The sequence below is a fragment of the Streptomyces sp. NBC_00078 genome (assembly GCF_026343335.1).
In the GTDB taxonomy this organism is placed as follows: domain Bacteria; phylum Actinomycetota; class Actinomycetes; order Streptomycetales; family Streptomycetaceae; genus Streptomyces.
This window is the reverse complement of record NZ_JAPELX010000001.1, coordinates 1,178,449-1,192,963: the sequence shown is the minus strand read 5'-3', so window position 1 is coordinate 1,192,963 and position 14,515 is coordinate 1,178,449. Positions and strand designations below refer to the sequence as shown.

19 protein-coding genes and 1 riboswitch are annotated in these 14,515 nt (G+C 71.1%); of the genes, 10 read left to right on the top strand and 9 right to left on the bottom strand.

Features of this window, described 5'->3' with window-relative positions:
• Positions 1-14 precede the first annotated feature (14 nt).
• The 5 genes from pqqA to pqqE all read left to right on the top strand — a co-directional run bounded on the left by pqqA (position 15) and on the right by pqqE (position 3,193).
• Positions 15-155, top strand: coding sequence for a pyrroloquinoline quinone precursor peptide PqqA (gene pqqA / locus OOK07_RS05495; RefSeq protein ID WP_266795273.1), 141 nt, complete (start codon positions 15-17; stop codon positions 153-155).
• An 8-nt stretch (positions 156-163) separates the two neighbouring features.
• Entirely contained in the window at positions 164-1,063 is a 900-nt protein-coding gene (gene pqqB / locus OOK07_RS05490) for a pyrroloquinoline quinone biosynthesis protein PqqB (RefSeq protein ID WP_266795271.1), read from the top strand.
• A gap of 104 nt (positions 1,064-1,167) precedes the next feature.
• Positions 1,168-1,830 (top strand): pyrroloquinoline-quinone synthase PqqC, encoded by a 663-nt coding sequence (gene pqqC / locus OOK07_RS05485; protein WP_266683350.1) that lies wholly within the window; start codon positions 1,168-1,170, stop codon positions 1,828-1,830.
• A gap of 8 nt (positions 1,831-1,838) precedes the next feature.
• Positions 1,839-2,096 (top strand): pyrroloquinoline quinone biosynthesis peptide chaperone PqqD, encoded by a 258-nt coding sequence (gene pqqD, locus OOK07_RS05480; RefSeq protein WP_266795270.1) that lies wholly within the window; start codon positions 1,839-1,841, stop codon positions 2,094-2,096.
• Entirely contained in the window at positions 2,093-3,193 is a 1,101-nt protein-coding gene (gene pqqE, locus OOK07_RS05475) for a pyrroloquinoline quinone biosynthesis protein PqqE (RefSeq protein ID WP_266795269.1), read from the top strand. The genes pqqD and pqqE overlap by 4 nt, the downstream gene beginning before the upstream one ends.
• Before the next feature lie 172 nt (positions 3,194-3,365).
• Here the strand turns inward: pqqE and bioD are convergent, their stop codons facing one another.
• Genes bioD through bioB form a run of 3 tightly spaced genes read right to left on the bottom strand, consistent with a single transcriptional unit; the run spans position 3,366 to position 6,548 of the window.
• On the bottom strand, positions 3,366-4,082 hold the full coding sequence (gene bioD, locus OOK07_RS05470) for a dethiobiotin synthase (protein ID WP_266801899.1): 717 nt from the start codon (positions 4,080-4,082) through the stop codon (positions 3,366-3,368).
• Between the two features lie 2 nt (positions 4,083-4,084).
• Positions 4,085-5,365, bottom strand: a complete 1,281-nt coding sequence (gene bioA, locus OOK07_RS05465) for an adenosylmethionine--8-amino-7-oxononanoate transaminase (protein WP_266795268.1) — start codon at positions 5,363-5,365, stop codon at positions 4,085-4,087.
• Positions 5,358-6,548, bottom strand: a complete 1,191-nt coding sequence (gene bioB, locus OOK07_RS05460) for a biotin synthase BioB (RefSeq protein ID WP_266677461.1) — start codon at positions 6,546-6,548, stop codon at positions 5,358-5,360. Before bioB ends, bioA begins: the two co-directional genes overlap by 8 nt.
• 147 nt (positions 6,549-6,695) lie before the next feature.
• Here bioB and OOK07_RS05455 point away from each other — a divergent pair, with 147 nt between their 5' ends.
• Positions 6,696-7,823: an 8-amino-7-oxononanoate synthase gene (locus OOK07_RS05455; RefSeq protein ID WP_266795267.1), complete on the top strand. Its 1,128-nt coding sequence runs from the start codon at positions 6,696-6,698 to the stop codon at positions 7,821-7,823.
• A 66-nt stretch (positions 7,824-7,889) separates the two neighbouring features.
• Here OOK07_RS05455 and OOK07_RS05450 read toward each other — a convergent pair whose 3' ends face one another.
• On the bottom strand, positions 7,890-8,117 hold the full coding sequence (locus tag OOK07_RS05450) for a DUF397 domain-containing protein (RefSeq protein WP_266677457.1): 228 nt from the start codon (positions 8,115-8,117) through the stop codon (positions 7,890-7,892).
• Positions 8,118-8,127: 10 nt separating this feature from the next.
• On the bottom strand, positions 8,128-8,988 hold the full coding sequence (locus tag OOK07_RS05445; protein WP_266677455.1) for a helix-turn-helix domain-containing protein: 861 nt from the start codon (positions 8,986-8,988) through the stop codon (positions 8,128-8,130).
• 213 nt (positions 8,989-9,201) lie between these two features.
• Here OOK07_RS05445 and OOK07_RS05440 point away from each other — a divergent pair, with 213 nt between their 5' ends.
• Positions 9,202-9,660: an ATP-binding protein gene (locus OOK07_RS05440; protein WP_266677453.1), complete on the top strand. Its 459-nt coding sequence runs from the start codon at positions 9,202-9,204 to the stop codon at positions 9,658-9,660.
• A gap of 218 nt (positions 9,661-9,878) precedes the next feature.
• On the opposite strand, the gene OOK07_RS05435 is transcribed toward OOK07_RS05440, so the two are convergent.
• From OOK07_RS05435 to OOK07_RS05425, 3 genes are all read right to left on the bottom strand, one after another.
• Complete coding sequence (locus tag OOK07_RS05435; protein WP_266677451.1) at positions 9,879-10,352, bottom strand: C40 family peptidase; 474 nt, start codon at positions 10,350-10,352, stop codon at positions 9,879-9,881.
• Positions 10,353-10,355: 3 nt separating this feature from the next.
• Positions 10,356-10,497: riboswitch (cyclic di-AMP (ydaO/yuaA leader) on the bottom strand.
• 416 nt (positions 10,498-10,913) lie between these two features.
• A complete protein-coding gene (locus OOK07_RS05430; protein WP_266677449.1) occupies positions 10,914-11,222 on the bottom strand; it encodes a hypothetical protein in 309 nt (102 codons plus the stop codon).
• Positions 11,223-11,229: 7 nt separating this feature from the next.
• Complete coding sequence (locus OOK07_RS05425) at positions 11,230-11,865, bottom strand: ATP-dependent Clp protease proteolytic subunit (protein WP_266677447.1); 636 nt, start codon at positions 11,863-11,865, stop codon at positions 11,230-11,232.
• 63 nt (positions 11,866-11,928) lie between these two features.
• On the opposite strand from OOK07_RS05425, the gene OOK07_RS05420 reads away from it, so the two are divergent.
• Complete coding sequence (locus OOK07_RS05420; RefSeq protein ID WP_266795264.1) at positions 11,929-12,216, top strand: type II toxin-antitoxin system Phd/YefM family antitoxin; 288 nt, start codon at positions 11,929-11,931, stop codon at positions 12,214-12,216.
• 88 nt (positions 12,217-12,304) lie between these two features.
• On the opposite strand, the gene OOK07_RS05415 is transcribed toward OOK07_RS05420, so the two are convergent.
• Positions 12,305-13,318 (bottom strand): ABC transporter permease, encoded by a 1,014-nt coding sequence (locus OOK07_RS05415; protein WP_266677443.1) that lies wholly within the window; start codon positions 13,316-13,318, stop codon positions 12,305-12,307.
• 150 nt (positions 13,319-13,468) lie between these two features.
• On the opposite strand from OOK07_RS05415, the gene OOK07_RS05410 reads away from it, so the two are divergent.
• Both OOK07_RS05410 and OOK07_RS05405 read left to right on the top strand, forming a co-directional pair.
• Positions 13,469-14,119, top strand: coding sequence for a TetR/AcrR family transcriptional regulator (locus OOK07_RS05410; protein ID WP_266677441.1), 651 nt, complete (start codon positions 13,469-13,471; stop codon positions 14,117-14,119).
• Positions 14,120-14,207: 88 nt separating this feature from the next.
• Entirely contained in the window at positions 14,208-14,510 is a 303-nt protein-coding gene (locus tag OOK07_RS05405; protein WP_266677439.1) for an urease subunit gamma, read from the top strand.
• Positions 14,511-14,515 lie beyond the last annotated feature (5 nt).

Sequence of the window (14,515 nt, the reverse complement as noted above, 5' to 3'; positions counted from 1 at the left end):
AGGACGTGCCACGCATGAACGAAGCCACACAGCAGCTCAAGCCGGTCGAGCAGATCCCCTCGAAGGAGACCGACCGGGCCACCTGGCAGACGCCCGACTACGAGATCGTCGACACCGCGCTCGAAGTCACCGCCTACTCCCTCAGCTCCCGCTAGCCGGCGCCATGCTGCTGCTGGTACTCGGCACCGCCGCAGGCGGCGGCATCCCGCAGTGGAACTGCGCGTGCCCCGGATGTTCCGGGGCGCGCGCACATCCGCGCCGGCGCCGCCGCCACGCCTCCCTCGCCGTACGGACCGACGACGGCCGCTGGTACATCGTCAACGCGACACCCGACATCGCCGACCAGATCGAAGGCCGGCCCGAACTCGACCCGGGACCCGGCCCCCGGCAGACACCGGTCGCCGGACTGGTCCTCACCGACGCCGAACTCGATCACACCCTCGGCATCGCACGGCTCCGCGAGGCCGACAGCCTCCAGGTGATCGCGACCGCCCCCGTCCGGCAGGCGCTCCTTGAGCGACTGCACCTAGACGACGTGCTGGCGCCGTACACCTCCGTGACCTGGCGACCACTGCCGCGGCGCGGCGCGGCGCTACTGCACCGCGGTACGCCGGGCCTGCAGATCAGCGGCATCCCGGTGTCGGGCAAGCGCCCGCGGTACGCCGCCGACGCCCCGGACGACGACGCGTGGGTGGTGGCGCTGCGCCTGTACGACCCCGCCTCCGGCACGACCGCCCTCTACGCTCCCGCTCTGGCCGCCTGGCCGGACCACTTCCAGCAGGCCGCCGCCGAGGCCGACTGCGTCATCGTGGACGGCACCTTCTGGGACGACGACGAGCCCCGCCGCACGGGCATCTCCGACCGCACCGCCACCGGCATGGGCCACCTGCCCATCGAAGGACCGGACGGAACGGCCGAGCGCCTTGCCCGTCTCTCCGCCCGGTGCCTCTACACGCACCTCAACAACACCAACCCCCTCGTCGACCCGGCGGCGCCCGAGCACAAGCGGCTCGCACGGCTGGGCATCGAGGTGGCGTCCGACGGGATGGAGATCGAGCTTTGAAAACGGCAGCCGTGCATCGCGAATACGGCACCGGTACCGGCCCCGCAGGTACGGCACCCGCCCCGCTCGCGGAGCCCTGGAGCCCCGCGGAGTTCGAGGCACGACTGCGCGCGGTGGGCGAGGAGCGCTACCACGACTCCCACCCCTTCAACCTCCGTATGCACAGCGGCGATCTGAGCCGGGACGAACTCCGCCGCTGGATCGCCAACCGCTTCCACTACCAGCGCCACATCCCCGTCAAGGACGCCCTGATCATCGCCAAGCTGGACACCCCCGCGCTGCGCCGGATGTGGCTGCGCCGCATCCAGGACCACGACGGGCAGCAGGAGGGCGAGGGCGGCATCGAGCGGTGGCTGCGGCTGGGCGAGGCGGCCGGCCTGGACCGGGAGACGCTGCTGCGCGCCGACATCGTGCTGCCGGGCGTACGGCTCGCGGTCGACGGATACGTCAACTTCTGCCGGCTGCGCCCGGCCCTCGAAGCCGTCGCCGCGTCGCTGACCGAACTGTCGGCCCCGGACCTGATGCGCACCCGCATCGAGGCCTTCGAACGCCACTACCCGTGGATCGAACCCCATGGCCTCACCTACTTCCGCAACCGCGTCTCCCAGGGCCGGCGCGACAGCGGCGAGGCACTCGGCCTCGTACTCGGCTGGGCCCGTACCCGGGACGACCAGGAGCGTGCCGTGGCCGCACTGCGCCACAAGTGCGACGTGCTGTGGTCGCTGCTCGACGCCGTGGACCAGGCAGGCCGCAGGGAGCACGGGTGAGGGCGGCGATGACCGACTGGCGACCCGTGCCCGCGCCCGGCATCGTCCTGCGGCACGACCATGCCCGCGACACCGACCTGCTGCTCCTTCCCGAGCGTGTCGTCGTCCTGAAGGGCGGCGCCGGTGCGGTCGTCGCCCTGTGCGACGGCACCCGCAGCGTGCGCGACATCGTCGACGAACTGGGCGAACGCTTCCCCGGCTCCTCCGTGCCGAGGGACGTCCCTCCCTTCCTGGGACGACTGCGCGAGGAGGGCTGGCTGCGATGACCACCGCGCCCGCCCGCCCCTGGGCCCTGCTGGCCGAACTCACCCACGCCTGCCCGCTCCACTGCGCCTACTGCTCCAACCCGCTGGAACTCACGCGCCGTTCAAGCGAGTTGAGCACCGAGCAGTGGACGGACCTGATGCGGCAGGCGGGCGGGTTCGGCGTGGTCCACACCCATCTCTCGGGCGGCGAGCCGCTGTTGCGCCGGGATCTGGAGCAGATCGTCACCTCGGCCGAGACCGCCGGGATCTACACACAGCTGGTCACCAGCGGCGTGGGCCTGGACCGGGCCCGGCTGTCCGCGCTCGTCTCCGCCGGGCTGCGCAGCGTCCAGCTGTCCGTCCAGCACGCCGACCCGCACGCCTCCGACCGCATCGCGGGACGCCGGTCGTTCGCCGAGAAACAGGAAGCCGCCACGCTCGTACGGGCCGCCGGGCTTCCCCTGGGCCTCAACGTCGTCCTGCACCGCGAGAACCTCGACTCGGTCGACGCCCTCATCGAGCTGGGCCTGTCCTGGGGCGTGGACCGCATCGAACTCGCCAACACGCAGTTCTACGGCTGGGGTCTGCTCAACCGCACCGCGCTCCTGCCCAGCCGCGACCAGCTGGCCCGGGCACGGGACGCCGTCGACCGGTGGCGGGAGCGCCTCACGCCGGGCGGCCCCGACCTGGTCTGGGTCGTCCCCGACTACTTCGACGGTGTGGCCAAGCCGTGCATGGGCGGGTGGGGTGCGGTCTCGCTCACCGTCACCCCGGACGGTACCGTCCTGCCCTGCCCTGCCGCGGCCTCGCTGCCGGGCCTCGACCCGCCGAACATCCGCGACCATCCCCTGGCCTGGATCTGGGACCACTCCCCGGCGTTCAGCCGCTACCGCGGCACGGACTGGATGGCCGAACCCTGCCGCGGCTGTTCCCGCCGCGACGAGGACTTCGGCGGCTGCCGCTGCCAGGCCTACGCGCTCACGGGGGACGCCGCCCGCACCGACCCCGCCTGCCGGCTGTCCCCCGATCACGCACTGGTCCGGGCACTGGCCGACGACATCACGGACGAAGGGCCGGCGATCAGACGGCGGACGCCGGGTTCCCTCGGCGTCGGCTGAACCGGCCACGCCCTGCCCCGAACGCGACCGGCCCGGCGAGCCCCACCGCTCAGAAGCCGAACGACGCGAAGCATCCCCAAGCGGCTGCACACCTGCGATCACCACCGCGGACACACCACGCTCGCAGGCAATCACCCGCCGGCCGCGTCCCCGACCTCACGGGTCAGTACACCTAAGGCGCCTCACGCAGGCGGAAAGCCTCCGCGTCCCACACCCCGTCCAGCCGCGGCGCCAGCCAACCCGGCGCCGCCGCACGGAAGCCGGCGGGTGTCAGCCCTCCCGCTCCGGCGGGCAGCGCGCCGAGCAGCGGGGCGTCGGACACCTCCGGCAGGTCCGCGAGGTTGCAACGCGAGGCCAGGTCGGGGGAGTCGGGCCAGCTGCCGATCACGATTCCGGCCAGGTCGAGCCGTCGCAAGCGCAGTTCGCGTGCGGTCAGCTCCGTCGTGTTCAGCGTGCCCAGTCCCGCCGACGCCACGACCAGCACCGGCGCCCGCAGCAGCTCCGCCGCGTCCGCCAGGGTCCCGCCCGCCGGGTCGAACCGGACAAGCAGCCCGCCCGCCCCCTCCACCAGCACCAGATCGTGCTCGGTGGCCAGCTTGGCGGCGGCCTCGGCGACGTCCTGCGGACGCACCGGAGTCATCCCGGCCCTGCGTGCGGCCGTCCCCGGCGCCAACGGCTCGGGATAGCGGGCGATCTCGGTCGCCGTGACGGCACCCGCGAGCCGCGCGACCTCTGCGGCGTCCCCGGGCTCGTCCGGTCGTACGCCCGTCTGGGCGGCCTTCAGCACGGCCACCGACCGTCCGGCGGCGAGCGCGGAGGCGGCGACCGCGGCGGTCGTGACCGTCTTGCCGACCTCCGTGCCCGTGCCGGTGATCACCAGGATCGACATGTTCATCCCTCCCGTGCCGCCGCGCACACCGCGCGCGCGATCCGTGCCACGTCCGCGTCCCCGGTGACGTACGGCGGCATCGTGTAGATCAGGTCGCGGAACGGCCGCAGCCACACGCCCTCGCGCACGGCCGCCTCCGTGGCGGCCTTCATGTCGACCGTGTGGTCCAGCTGCACCACCCCGATGGCGCCGAGGACGCGGACGTCCCGAACACCGGGGATCTCGAGCGCAGGCGCCAGTCCCTCCCGCAGCCCCGCCTCGATCCGCTTGACCTCCCCGAGCCAGTCCTGGCCGAGCAGCAGCTCGATCGAGGCGCAGGCGACCGACGCGGCAAGGGGGTTGCCCATGAAGGTCGGGCCGTGGGCGAGGACCGGGACCTCGCCACGCGAGATGCCGTCGGCCACGCGGGACGTGCACAGCGTCGCCGCCATCGTCAGGTAACCGCCGGTCAGCGCCTTGCCCACGCACATGACATCGGGCGTCACGGCCGCGTGCTCCGCCGCGAACAGGGCGCCCGTACGGCCGAACCCGGTCGCGATCTCGTCGAACACCAGCAGCACGTCGTGCGCGTCGCACGCCTTGCGCAGCACGCGCAGATAGGCGGGGGAGTGGAACCGCATCCCGCCCGCGCCCTGCACCACCGGCTCGACGATCACGGCGGCCAGCTCGTCGGCGTGCCGCTCGATCGCAGCGCGCAACTGCTGCGCGTACGACTCCTCGTACTCGACCGGGGGCGGGTCCACGAACACCTGGCGCGGCAGTACGCCGGTCCACAGGTCGTGCATCCCGCCCTCGGGGTCGCACACCGACATGGGCTGCCAGGTGTCGCCGTGGTAGCCGCCCCGCCAGGTCAGGAGGCGTTGCTTCGCACCCCGGCCCAGCGAACGCCAGTACTGCAGGCACATCTTGACGGCGACCTCGACCGACACCGAACCGGAGTCGGCGAGGAAGACATGCTCCAGGCCGTCGGGCGACATGTCGACAAGGAGCTTCGCCAGGCGTACGGCGGGCTCGTGCGTGAGTCCGCCGAACATCACATGGCTCATCCGGCCGAGCTGCTCGCGCGCGGCCTCGTTCAGGACCGGGTGGTTGTAGCCGTGGATCGCCGACCACCAGGACGACATCCCGTCCACCAGCTCGCCCGAGCCGTCCGCCATCGTCAGCCGGACCCCGCTCGCCGCCTCGACGACGAGCGGTTCGACACGGCCGGGCATGGGGCCGTACGGATGCCAGACGTGCCGCCGGTCCAGTTCGAGCAGCTCGGAGACGGGCAGGTCAGGCATTGGGCGCGAGGTCCGTTCCGGCCCCGCGGCGGCGGACGGCGACCAGGTCGGTACGGGGCTCGGCCGAGGCCGCCGTACCGCAGACGCCACCGTCCTCGTCCGCGTGGGAAGCGCACCCTGCACCCTCGTGGGAACCGCAGCCCGCGCTCTCGTGCGAGCCGCAGCCGCCCCGCGCGCTCGCCCGGTGCTCGGGCAGGGTCACCTGGTCGGTGCCCTCCACCTCGAACCCGGCGTCCGCGATCATGTCCAGGTCGGCCTTGCCGGTCTGGCCCTCGGTGGTCAGGTAGTCGCCGAGGAAGATCGAGTTGGCCAGGTTCAGTGCAAGGGGCTGCATGGTGCGCAGATGCACCTCGCGGCCGCCGGCGATGCGCACCTCGATGTCCGGGCAGACGAACCGCACCATCGCCAGGATCCTCAGGCAGCGCTGCGGGCTGAGGTTCCACTCCTTGGCCAGCGGGGTGCCCTCGACCGGGATCAGGAAGTTGACCGGAACCGAGTCGGGGTCCAGCTCGCGCAGCGAGAAGACCACGTCCACCAGGTCCTCGTCGCTCTCGCCCATACCGGCGATCAGACCGGAGCAGGCCGACAGACCGGCCGCGTGCGCCTTCTGCACCGTGTCCACCCGATCGGCGTACGTGTGCGTCGTCGTGATGTCCCCGTACGTCGACTCGGACGTGTTCAGGTTGTGGTTGTAGGCGTCCGCGCCCGCCTCGCGCAGCCGCTCGGCCTGGCCGTCGGAGAGCAGACCGAGGCAGGCGCACACCTCGACGCCCTCGTTCTGGTCCTTGATCGCCTTGATGGTGCCCGCCACCCGGTCCACGTCACGGTCGGTCGGCCCGCGCCCGGACGCCACCAGACAGACCCGCTTGGCGCCGCCGGCCAGGCCGGCCGCGGCCGCCTCGGAGGCCTGGTCGGGTTTGAGCCAGGTGTACTTCAGGATGCCGGTGTCGGCGCCGAGCCGCTGGGAGCAGTACGAGCAGTCCTCGGGACACAGCCCCGACTTCAGGTTGACGAGGTAGTTGAGTTTCACCCGTCGGCCGAACCAGTGGCGGCGTACCTTTCCGGCCGCGGCCACCACATCGAGCACGTCGTCGTCGGAAGTGGCGAGGACGGCAAGAGCCTCCTCGCGGGTCGGCAGCTCGCGCCGAAGCCCCTTGTCCACCAGCGTGTTCAGCAGGTCCATGAGAGCCGATCCTGTCTTACGGAAGTGCTCCCGGCCAAGGAGAGATTGAACAACAGAGGCACTTCGACGTGTGTGTATTGCCACACCATGGGGTGCGACCCGTCCGGCTAGTGTCTGTCCACTGCCTACAAAAGTCCCGGAGGAGCCATGGCGTTCGGCTGGATCGACGAACAGGCGGAGCTGCGCCGTCGCGCCGGACTCGTACGGACCCTGCGGCCGCGCCCGGCCGACTCCCCGCTCCTGGATCTGGCGAGCAACGACTACCTGGGGCTGGCCCACCATCCCGCCGTCGCCGAAGGCGCCGCGGCGGCCGCCCGGACCTGGGGCGGCGGCTCGACCGGGTCCCGGCTCGTGACGGGTACGACGGAACTCCACACCGAGCTGGAGCGCGACCTGGCCGATTTCTGCGGCTTCGAGGCGGCCCTCGTCTTCTCGTCGGGTTACGCGGCCAACCTCGCCGCTGTCACCGCACTGGCCCCGCACGGCTCGCTGATCGTCTCCGACGCGGGCAACCACGCCTCACTGATCGACGGCTGCCGGCTGGCCAGGGGCACCACTCAGGTCGTGCCGCACTGCGACCCGGACGCCGTGCGCAAGGCGCTCAGGACGCACGAGGACACCGCGGTCGTTGTCTCGGACACGGTCTTCTCGGTGGACGGGGACGCCGCACCGCTGGCCGCCTTCGCCGAGGCGTGCCGGGAGCGCGGCGCGGGGCTGCTGGTCGACGACGCGCACGGGCTCGGGGTGCTCGGCGACGGCGGCCGGGGTGCCCCGCACGCGGCCGGCCTCGCGGGCGCCGACGACGTCGTCGTGACGGCCACGCTGTCCAAGTCGTTCGGCAGCCAGGGCGGTGTCGTGCTCGGCCCCGCCCGGGTCATCGGCCACCTCGTCAACGCGGCCCGGACGTTCATCTTCGACACAGGCCTCGCTCCGGCGGCCGTCGGAGCGGCCCTGGCGGCCCTGAGACTGCTGCGTCGCGAGCCGGAGAGGGCGGCGCGGGCGCGCACGGTGGCGGCCGAACTGCACGCACGCCTGACGGCCGCGGGTCACGAGGCGGTACGCCCGGACGCCGCGGTCGTCTCCGTGCGCGCGCCGTCCCCGGAGGAGGCCCTGCAATGGGCGGCCGACTGCCGTACGGCAGGCCTTGCCGTGGGCTGCTTCCGTCCTCCCTCCGTGCCCGACGGCATCTCACGGCTCAGGTTGACCGCTCGCGCGGACCTCTCCGAGGCACAGATCGAACGCGCTGTAGGTGTGATCGGCGAGACGCGACCATGAGTCGGCGTGACACGGCCGTGCGCCGCACGACGGGGAACTGATCAGGCCTGATCGGATCGGAACTGATCAGCCCTTGAACGCGGCCGTGAACTCCGTCCAGCTCCCGGGGGAGACGAGCAGGGCGGGCCCGGCCGGGTCCTTGGAGTCGCGCACGGCGAGCAGCCCGGCCCAGGGACCGGAGTGCGGCCGTGCCGTCTCCACACAGTTGTTCGCACCCGTGCTGTAACTGCTGCGCAGCCACCGCACGCCGTGCAGATCGGTACTGGAAGGTACGTTCCGAGGCAGTGCAGACATTGGTGCCTCCTTACGCGCCGTCACTTATTGCGGCGATGTGATCCAACGAGTCCTCTGGCGAAAGGGCGTGGGACTGAAGGGCGGTGAAGGCCTCGGTGTAGGCCCGGAGGTCTTCTTTCCGCTCGAGGTAGAGGCTACTCGTCAAGTGGTCGAGAACAACCACGTCCAGATCAGAAGTGCTCGAAAATGAGAAGATTACGAAAGGCCCGGTGACGCCGACATGGGCACCGGCGGCGAACGGCAGTACCTGAAGCCGGACTTGGGGCAGGCAGGCCGCCTCGATGAGCTGTCTCAGCTGTCTCGCCATGACGTCGGGGCCGCCGATCTCGCGTCGCAGCACAGCCTCGTCCAGCACCGCGCTCAGCTCCAGCGGCCGGTCCGCACGCAACACGTCCTGCCTGGCCAGGCGCACCTCGACCAGGGCGTCCAGCCGCTCGTCGTCCAGCCCGCCCACCGCCGCCCGGGTCACCTCACGGGCGTACTCGGGCGTCTGCAACAGGCCGGGTACGACGGACGTCTCCAGCGTGCTCATCGTGCTCGCCTGGGACTCCAGGCTGATGAAATCGCGGTAGGTCGGCGGCAGTACCCCGCGATAGGCGTGCCACCAGTGGTGCCGGCCGCCTCCCTCGTCGGAGCCCGCCAACACCATGAGCAACTCACGGAGTTGGGCGTCCGACACGGTGTAGGCGTCCAGAAGTAACCGCACATCGGCCGGTTTCACCCCGCTGGCACCCGTCTCGATCCGGCTCACCTTCGACTGGTGCCAGCCCACGAGCCGGGCCGCATCACCACTTGTGAGCCCCGCACTCGTGCGTAACGCACGCAGTTCGGCACCCAGCTTCCGACGGCGCACCGCGGGACCGTGCTGCATGCGTTACTCCTTACTCCTTCCGGGCCACCCAAATACGGTCTCCCGTCGCAGAGTTCACCGCTTTGAGCGACAGATATATGCACATCTTGGTGGATCGCCACCCGTGAGCGTTGCGGTAATGGCACTCTGGCGACGAAGCACCAGTCCGGGACCGTACTCGAACCATCCGCTCCGTGTCGGACTCCGGTCCCGTGGGAAAGGGACGACCGCGCCATGGCAGACCATCTGGAAGCATCCGTCACTCTGCCGAGCGATCCCGCCTCGGTCGCCGCGGCCCGCGGCTACGTGGTCGACACCCTGGCGGAATGGGGACTGCCGGCGGGCTCGGAAACCTCCGAGACCATCCGGCTCATCGTCTCCGAACTCGCCACCAACGCCGTACAGCACACCTTCGGGCTGTCACCCACCTTCACGGTGGACGTCGAGCTCCACCATGACGAACAGCTGCGCATCGGCGTCACCGACAGTCATCCCCGCCTCCCGAAACGGCTGCCCGCCGCCGTCCAGCAGGACAACGGCCGGGGCATGGTGATCGTCCGCTGGCTGGCGGCCGAGTGCGGCGGCAGGGTCCGGGTGCGTCCCACCCGGGAGGGCGGCAAGACGGTGTCCATCGAGCTTCCGTGGACCGTCCCGGCCGAGCCGGTGCCGGCAGCGGGACAGCAGGAGCCGTAGCGCCGAGGCGTACGGCGCGGCCGCGAGGGGCGAAGGCGTCAGCGGGAACGTGGGGACGGGCCGGTGGCGCTCGGCTCGGTCCAGAGAGCGGTCACGGCGCGGTGAGGGCTCCGGTGGCAGAGCGACGCGGTTCCGGGCCCCCGGGCTGTGCGCCGGGCCCGTGGGAAGGCCCCGCGGGGGCGACGGCCTGTCAGGTCGGCGTCGCCCCCGCGGGAGAGTCAGCTGATCCGGCCGTACCAGACGCTGTTGGTCCAGATCTTCTGCAGCTTCACGACGTCCCCGGTCTTCGGGGCGTGCCAGATCTTCCCCTTCCCTGCGTAGATGCCCACGTGGTAGACGCTGGAGCCCGAGTGGAAGAACACGAGGTCTCCGGCCTTGCGGCCCTTCGCGGAGATGTGGTGGGACTTGTTGTACTGCTGGGCAGCCGTCCGGGGGAGCTTCTTGCCCGCCTTCTTGAACGAGTACAGCGTGAGCCCTGAGCAGTCGAACCTGCGCGGCCCCGAGGCGCCCCACTTGTACGGGGACCCCTTCTTGGAGGCCGCGATCTGAAGCGCCTTCGTCGCGGGCGTGGCGGCCGCGGCGTCGGAGGCGACACCCGGGACCACGATGGAGCCGCCCACGGCGGCGATGGTGAGCGCCGAGGCCGTGCCGGCCCGGGCCATCAGCGACGGGACACGATTGAGCGCAGACATGCGCAACCCTTCGTCAGCCGCCTGTGAAGGATGACCTGTCGGATTCGGGCTGGCGAAGTTGCCCGGCCGCGGCTGCGGCTTCACCCCAAGGGCTGCTCGACCCGGCGTCTCCGTGCGGAGACGGCCGTTCCGGCGACCCGTCTTGCCTGGGTCCTCCACTCCTGCCGATCCACTCCTGTCGACCGGTCACCCGTGCGGCGGCAGGACTCGGCGTCCGCCCGGATCGCCCCGCCGCTGTGGCGGGGGCTTGTCGTCAGACAGGGATCCTCACCTACAGAAGTCAGAAAAACCCAATGGAACCGTGACTTTGTGTTGTTACTCACCACTCACCCGTTCGGGTGGACACCCCTGTGTTCGAACGGACGTTGAGGCCCCCGGCGAGCCCCGGACCAGCGGCGGAACACCTCATTCCGCCCTCGGGCCACGCGCGTTGTGCAACTCCGAGGGTCCCGAAAAAGGGGCCTAGCGTCCTCCAAAAGGCGGTACGCCGTTTGGTCCGTTTGAAAGCCGGTCCGGACACCTCGCCGCCGCGGCGAGGTGTCCGGACCGGTTGGATCCGCGTCAACTGGGGCAGTGCGGCGGCAGGGTGACCCTGGCCGTGCGCCGCTCGCCGTCCAGCACCCTGAGGGCGCGTCCCAGGGTCGGGGCGTGCAGCTCGTTCTCGCCCCGACGGTGCATCAGCGCCAGCGCGTCGCGCAGCGCCGTCGCCTGGCTCACCAGAGCCTGCGCGGCACGCAGTCCGCGATACGTGTCCCCGTCGTGCGCCGGGTTGATGCGGCCGAGCAGGTCGACCACGTCGAGGTAACGGTCGATCAACTCTCCCTCGGCGCGCGTGAGAGCGGGCAGCGGCGGAAGTTCGGGCGGGAGCACCGGCCGCTCACCGACCGGTGGGCGGGGCGAGGGTGACCCGGCGGCTGGGGATGATCTCGTCCACCAGCCCGTACTCAACCGCTCCTTGGGCATCCAGGATCTTGTCCCGCTCGATGTCCGCGTTCACCTGCTGCGCACTGCGCCCGGTGTGCCGTACAAGCATCTCCTCAAGGCGGGTGCGCATCCGCGTCAACTCCTGGGCCTGGATGGCCAGATCACTGGCCTGCCCCTGGACCGGCTGAGCCAGCGACGGCTGATGGATCACCACGCGGGCGCCCGGCAGCACGAACCGCTTGCCCGGCGCGCCGGCGGCCAGCAGCACCGCGGCGGAGGAACCCGCCTGCCCCAGGCAGGTCGTCGCCACGTCGCAGGTGACGTACTGGATCGTGTCGTAGAGCGCCGTCATGGCGCTGAACGAGCCGCCCGGCGAGTTGATGTACAGCGCGATGTCCCGGTCGGGGTCCTTGTGCTCCAGATACATGAGCTGTGCCATCACGTCGTTCGCCGAGGTGTCGTCGACCTGCGTCCCGAGGAAGACGATCCGCTCCTCCAGCAGCTTCGAGTACGGATCCAGCGACTTGTGCCCGTAGCTCGTGCGCTCGGTGATCTCGGGCAGGACGTAGCGGGCTGTCGGTCGGGTCATGGGTGCCCCTTCTTCGGCGTCTGTAAAAAATGTACAGGACGTACGTGACGTTATGATGGGGGCATGGCCTACGAGATTCCGGTGACGCAAGCCAGGGCTGAGCTCGCCGACCTGATCAACCGGGTGGTGTACGGCGGTGAGCGCGTCGTCGTGACGCGGCACGGCAAGCCCCTCGTCGCCCTTGTCTCCGCCGCTGACCTCGCACGACTCGAGGAGCTCCAGGAGATCCAGGAGCCCGCCGGCGACCAGGTGATCAGCTCGGTCTCCACCGTCCGCGAGGCGGCGTCCGCTCCCCGCGAACAGCAGCGCTTCGGCATCGCGGCGCACCATCGGGGGCCGGGCCCCTCGTAAGGGATGGATCCCTCGTGAGAGACGAAAAGACCGTGCACCCCCGTCCGCTACAGCGGGGACACACGGTCGGTCGGATGTGACCGGACGGTCAGCCGGCGGCGGCGAGTTCCCGCTCGGCGGCCGGCTCGCTGGTCCTGGCGCGCGACATGAGCGCATGGCCGAGCAGTACGGCGCCCAGGCCCAGCGCGGCCCACCAGGTGAGTGTCAGGGCGGGGCCGGTCGCCGCCGCGCCGTCGAAGAACGACACCGAGCGGAGCAGGGCCGTGCTCGCGCCCGGCGGTAGCCACTGGCCGATCGCGCCGACCGGCTCCGGCAGCATCTGGGGGGCGGAGGCCGCGCCGGAGAAGGGGTTGCCGAACAGCATCACGACGCCCGAGGCGATCCCGAGGCCGGCCTGGCCGAGGAGGGCGGCGAGCCCGGCGACGGCCCCGCTCACGGCCAGCGTCGACAGGCCCAGCACGGCGGCCTCCGCCCACCAGTCGCCGGTGAGCACTCCCAGCCAGCTGTGCGCGATGCAGGCCGCGGCGGCGCCGACCAGACCGGCGGAAACGACCAGCGCGGCGACGGCGTGGACGCCGCGCAGCCCGAGCATGGTCACGACCGCGCCCGCAGCGATCCCGGCCAGGGCGAGCGGCAGCACGCTGGAGTTCAGTGCCGCGCCGCGGGGGTCGTTCGCCGGGGCGGCCACGACGTCGACCGTACGGATCTGCGTGCCGGCGGCTGAGGCCTGCTGCGCCACCGCCTGCTGCAGCAACTGTGCGACCACAGGGCTCGCGGCCGACGCGGTCAGCAGTTCGGGTCCCTTGGGCGTCACGGCCACCGCACCGTATACGGTCCGGTCCTCGACGGCGTGCCGGGCCGCGGTCTCGTCGGCGTAGTGGTGGATCTCGAACGCGCCGTCCTTGCGATCCAGTTGCCTCGCCAGCTGGGCCGTCGCGGCCGGGGGACCGGCCACGCCGAGCGGCAGGTCGCGGGGTGCGGTGCGGGCGGAGGGCCAGGCGAAGGCCCACAGCGCCAGCGCGGCGAGGACCGGGACGAGGACGACGACCGCGATCAGACGCCGGCGGTGTGCCTTCGTGGGCGTGGCGGAGTCGGTGGGCATGGGTTCCCTTTCCGGGATCGAGGGCGGGAGCAAAAAGAAGGGGTCTAAACGGCAGGGGACTAAAAAGAAGGATCGTTCGTTTTTCCGTACCCACCGTCTCGCCACCTGCGCACCTTGTCAAGAAGGAATGTTCGTTTTACTTTGGGGACCATGGCCCGCGTATCCCAGGAACACCTCGACGCCCGCCGCCGGCAGATCCTCGACGGCGCCGCCCGCTGCTTCGCCCGCAACGGATTCCACGCCACGTCCATGCAGGACGTGCTGAAGGAGGCCGATCTGTCCGCCGGAGCCGTGTACCGCTACTTCAGCGGCAAGGAGGAACTCATCGCGGCGATCGTCGGCGAGGTGCTCGGCCAGGTCAACGAGGGTTTCGAGGAGGCGGCCCGCAGCAGCCCGCCGCCGCCCCCGGACCTCCTGGTCGCGTCGGTCCTCAGCCGTGTCCTCTCCACCAAGGAGTCCGTGACCGTGGACGGGCGGCCCGCCTTCCCGCGCCTGGTCGTCCAGGTGTGGACGGAGACACTCCGCAACGATGAGCTGGCGGCCCTTCTGCGGGAGGGCTACGGCGGCGTGCAGGAGGCCTGGGCGCGCATCGTGCAGGCGTACCAGGACGCCGGGACGATGCGGCCGGACGTGGCCCCGGACCACGTGGCCCGCACGATGATGGCGTCGGCGATGGGCTTCCTCGCCCAGCAGGCCCTCTTCGGGCCGATGCCGGCCGACGTCCTGCGGGACGGTCTGCGGGCGTTGATGAGCGTGCAGGATCACAGCTCGGTTAACGTGGCTGAAACCCGGTCCAACTAGCCTCTCGATCGACGCCACCAGGGACTTTGCCCCGGGGCTGAGGCAACCGGACCCCGCACGGTCCGGAGCGAGGACTGTGAGGTGGGACGTGCAACTGACACCGCACGAGCAGGAGAGGCTGCTCATTCACGTGGCGGCCGACGTGGCCGAGAAGCGCCGGGGCCGTGGACTCAGGCTCAACCACCCCGAGGCGGTCGCGCTGATCACGTCACACATCCTCGAAGGCGCCCGTGACGGCCGTACGGTCGCCGAGCTCATGTCCTCGGGGCGCAAACTGCTCACTCGCGACGACGTCATGGACGGCATCCCGGAGATGATCCACGACGTTCAGGTCGAGGCGACCTTCCCCGACGGCACCAAGCTCGTCACCGTCCACGACCCGATCGTCTGAGGTGC

Coding starts and splice junctions, on each gene's coding strand:
- bioA (WP_266795268.1), bottom strand. CDS start 5,365: ATGCCTGACCTGCCCGTCTCCGAGCTGCTCGAACTGGACCGGCGGCAC.
- OOK07_RS05435 (WP_266677451.1), bottom strand. CDS start 10,352: ATGTCTGCGCTCAATCGTGTCCCGTCGCTGATGGCCCGGGCCGGCACG.
- OOK07_RS05450 (WP_266677457.1), bottom strand. CDS start 8,117: ATGTCTGCACTGCCTCGGAACGTACCTTCCAGTACCGATCTGCACGGC.
- bioD (WP_266801899.1), bottom strand. CDS start 4,082: ATGTCGATCCTGGTGATCACCGGCACGGGCACGGAGGTCGGCAAGACG.
- OOK07_RS05440 (WP_266677453.1), top strand. CDS start 9,202: ATGGCAGACCATCTGGAAGCATCCGTCACTCTGCCGAGCGATCCCGCC.
- OOK07_RS05425 (WP_266677447.1), bottom strand. CDS start 11,865: ATGACCCGACCGACAGCCCGCTACGTCCTGCCCGAGATCACCGAGCGC.
- OOK07_RS05420 (WP_266795264.1), top strand. CDS start 11,929: ATGGCCTACGAGATTCCGGTGACGCAAGCCAGGGCTGAGCTCGCCGAC.
- pqqB (WP_266795271.1), top strand. CDS start 164: ATGCTGCTGCTGGTACTCGGCACCGCCGCAGGCGGCGGCATCCCGCAG.
- bioB (WP_266677461.1), bottom strand. CDS start 6,548: ATGGACCTGCTGAACACGCTGGTGGACAAGGGGCTTCGGCGCGAGCTG.
- pqqE (WP_266795269.1), top strand. CDS start 2,093: ATGACCACCGCGCCCGCCCGCCCCTGGGCCCTGCTGGCCGAACTCACC.
- pqqA (WP_266795273.1), top strand. CDS start 15: ATGAACGAAGCCACACAGCAGCTCAAGCCGGTCGAGCAGATCCCCTCG.
- OOK07_RS05410 (WP_266677441.1), top strand. CDS start 13,469: ATGGCCCGCGTATCCCAGGAACACCTCGACGCCCGCCGCCGGCAGATC.
- OOK07_RS05445 (WP_266677455.1), bottom strand. CDS start 8,988: ATGCAGCACGGTCCCGCGGTGCGCCGTCGGAAGCTGGGTGCCGAACTG.
- pqqD (WP_266795270.1), top strand. CDS start 1,839: ATGACCGACTGGCGACCCGTGCCCGCGCCCGGCATCGTCCTGCGGCAC.
- OOK07_RS05455 (WP_266795267.1), top strand. CDS start 6,696: ATGGCGTTCGGCTGGATCGACGAACAGGCGGAGCTGCGCCGTCGCGCC.
- OOK07_RS05415 (WP_266677443.1), bottom strand. CDS start 13,318: ATGCCCACCGACTCCGCCACGCCCACGAAGGCACACCGCCGGCGTCTG.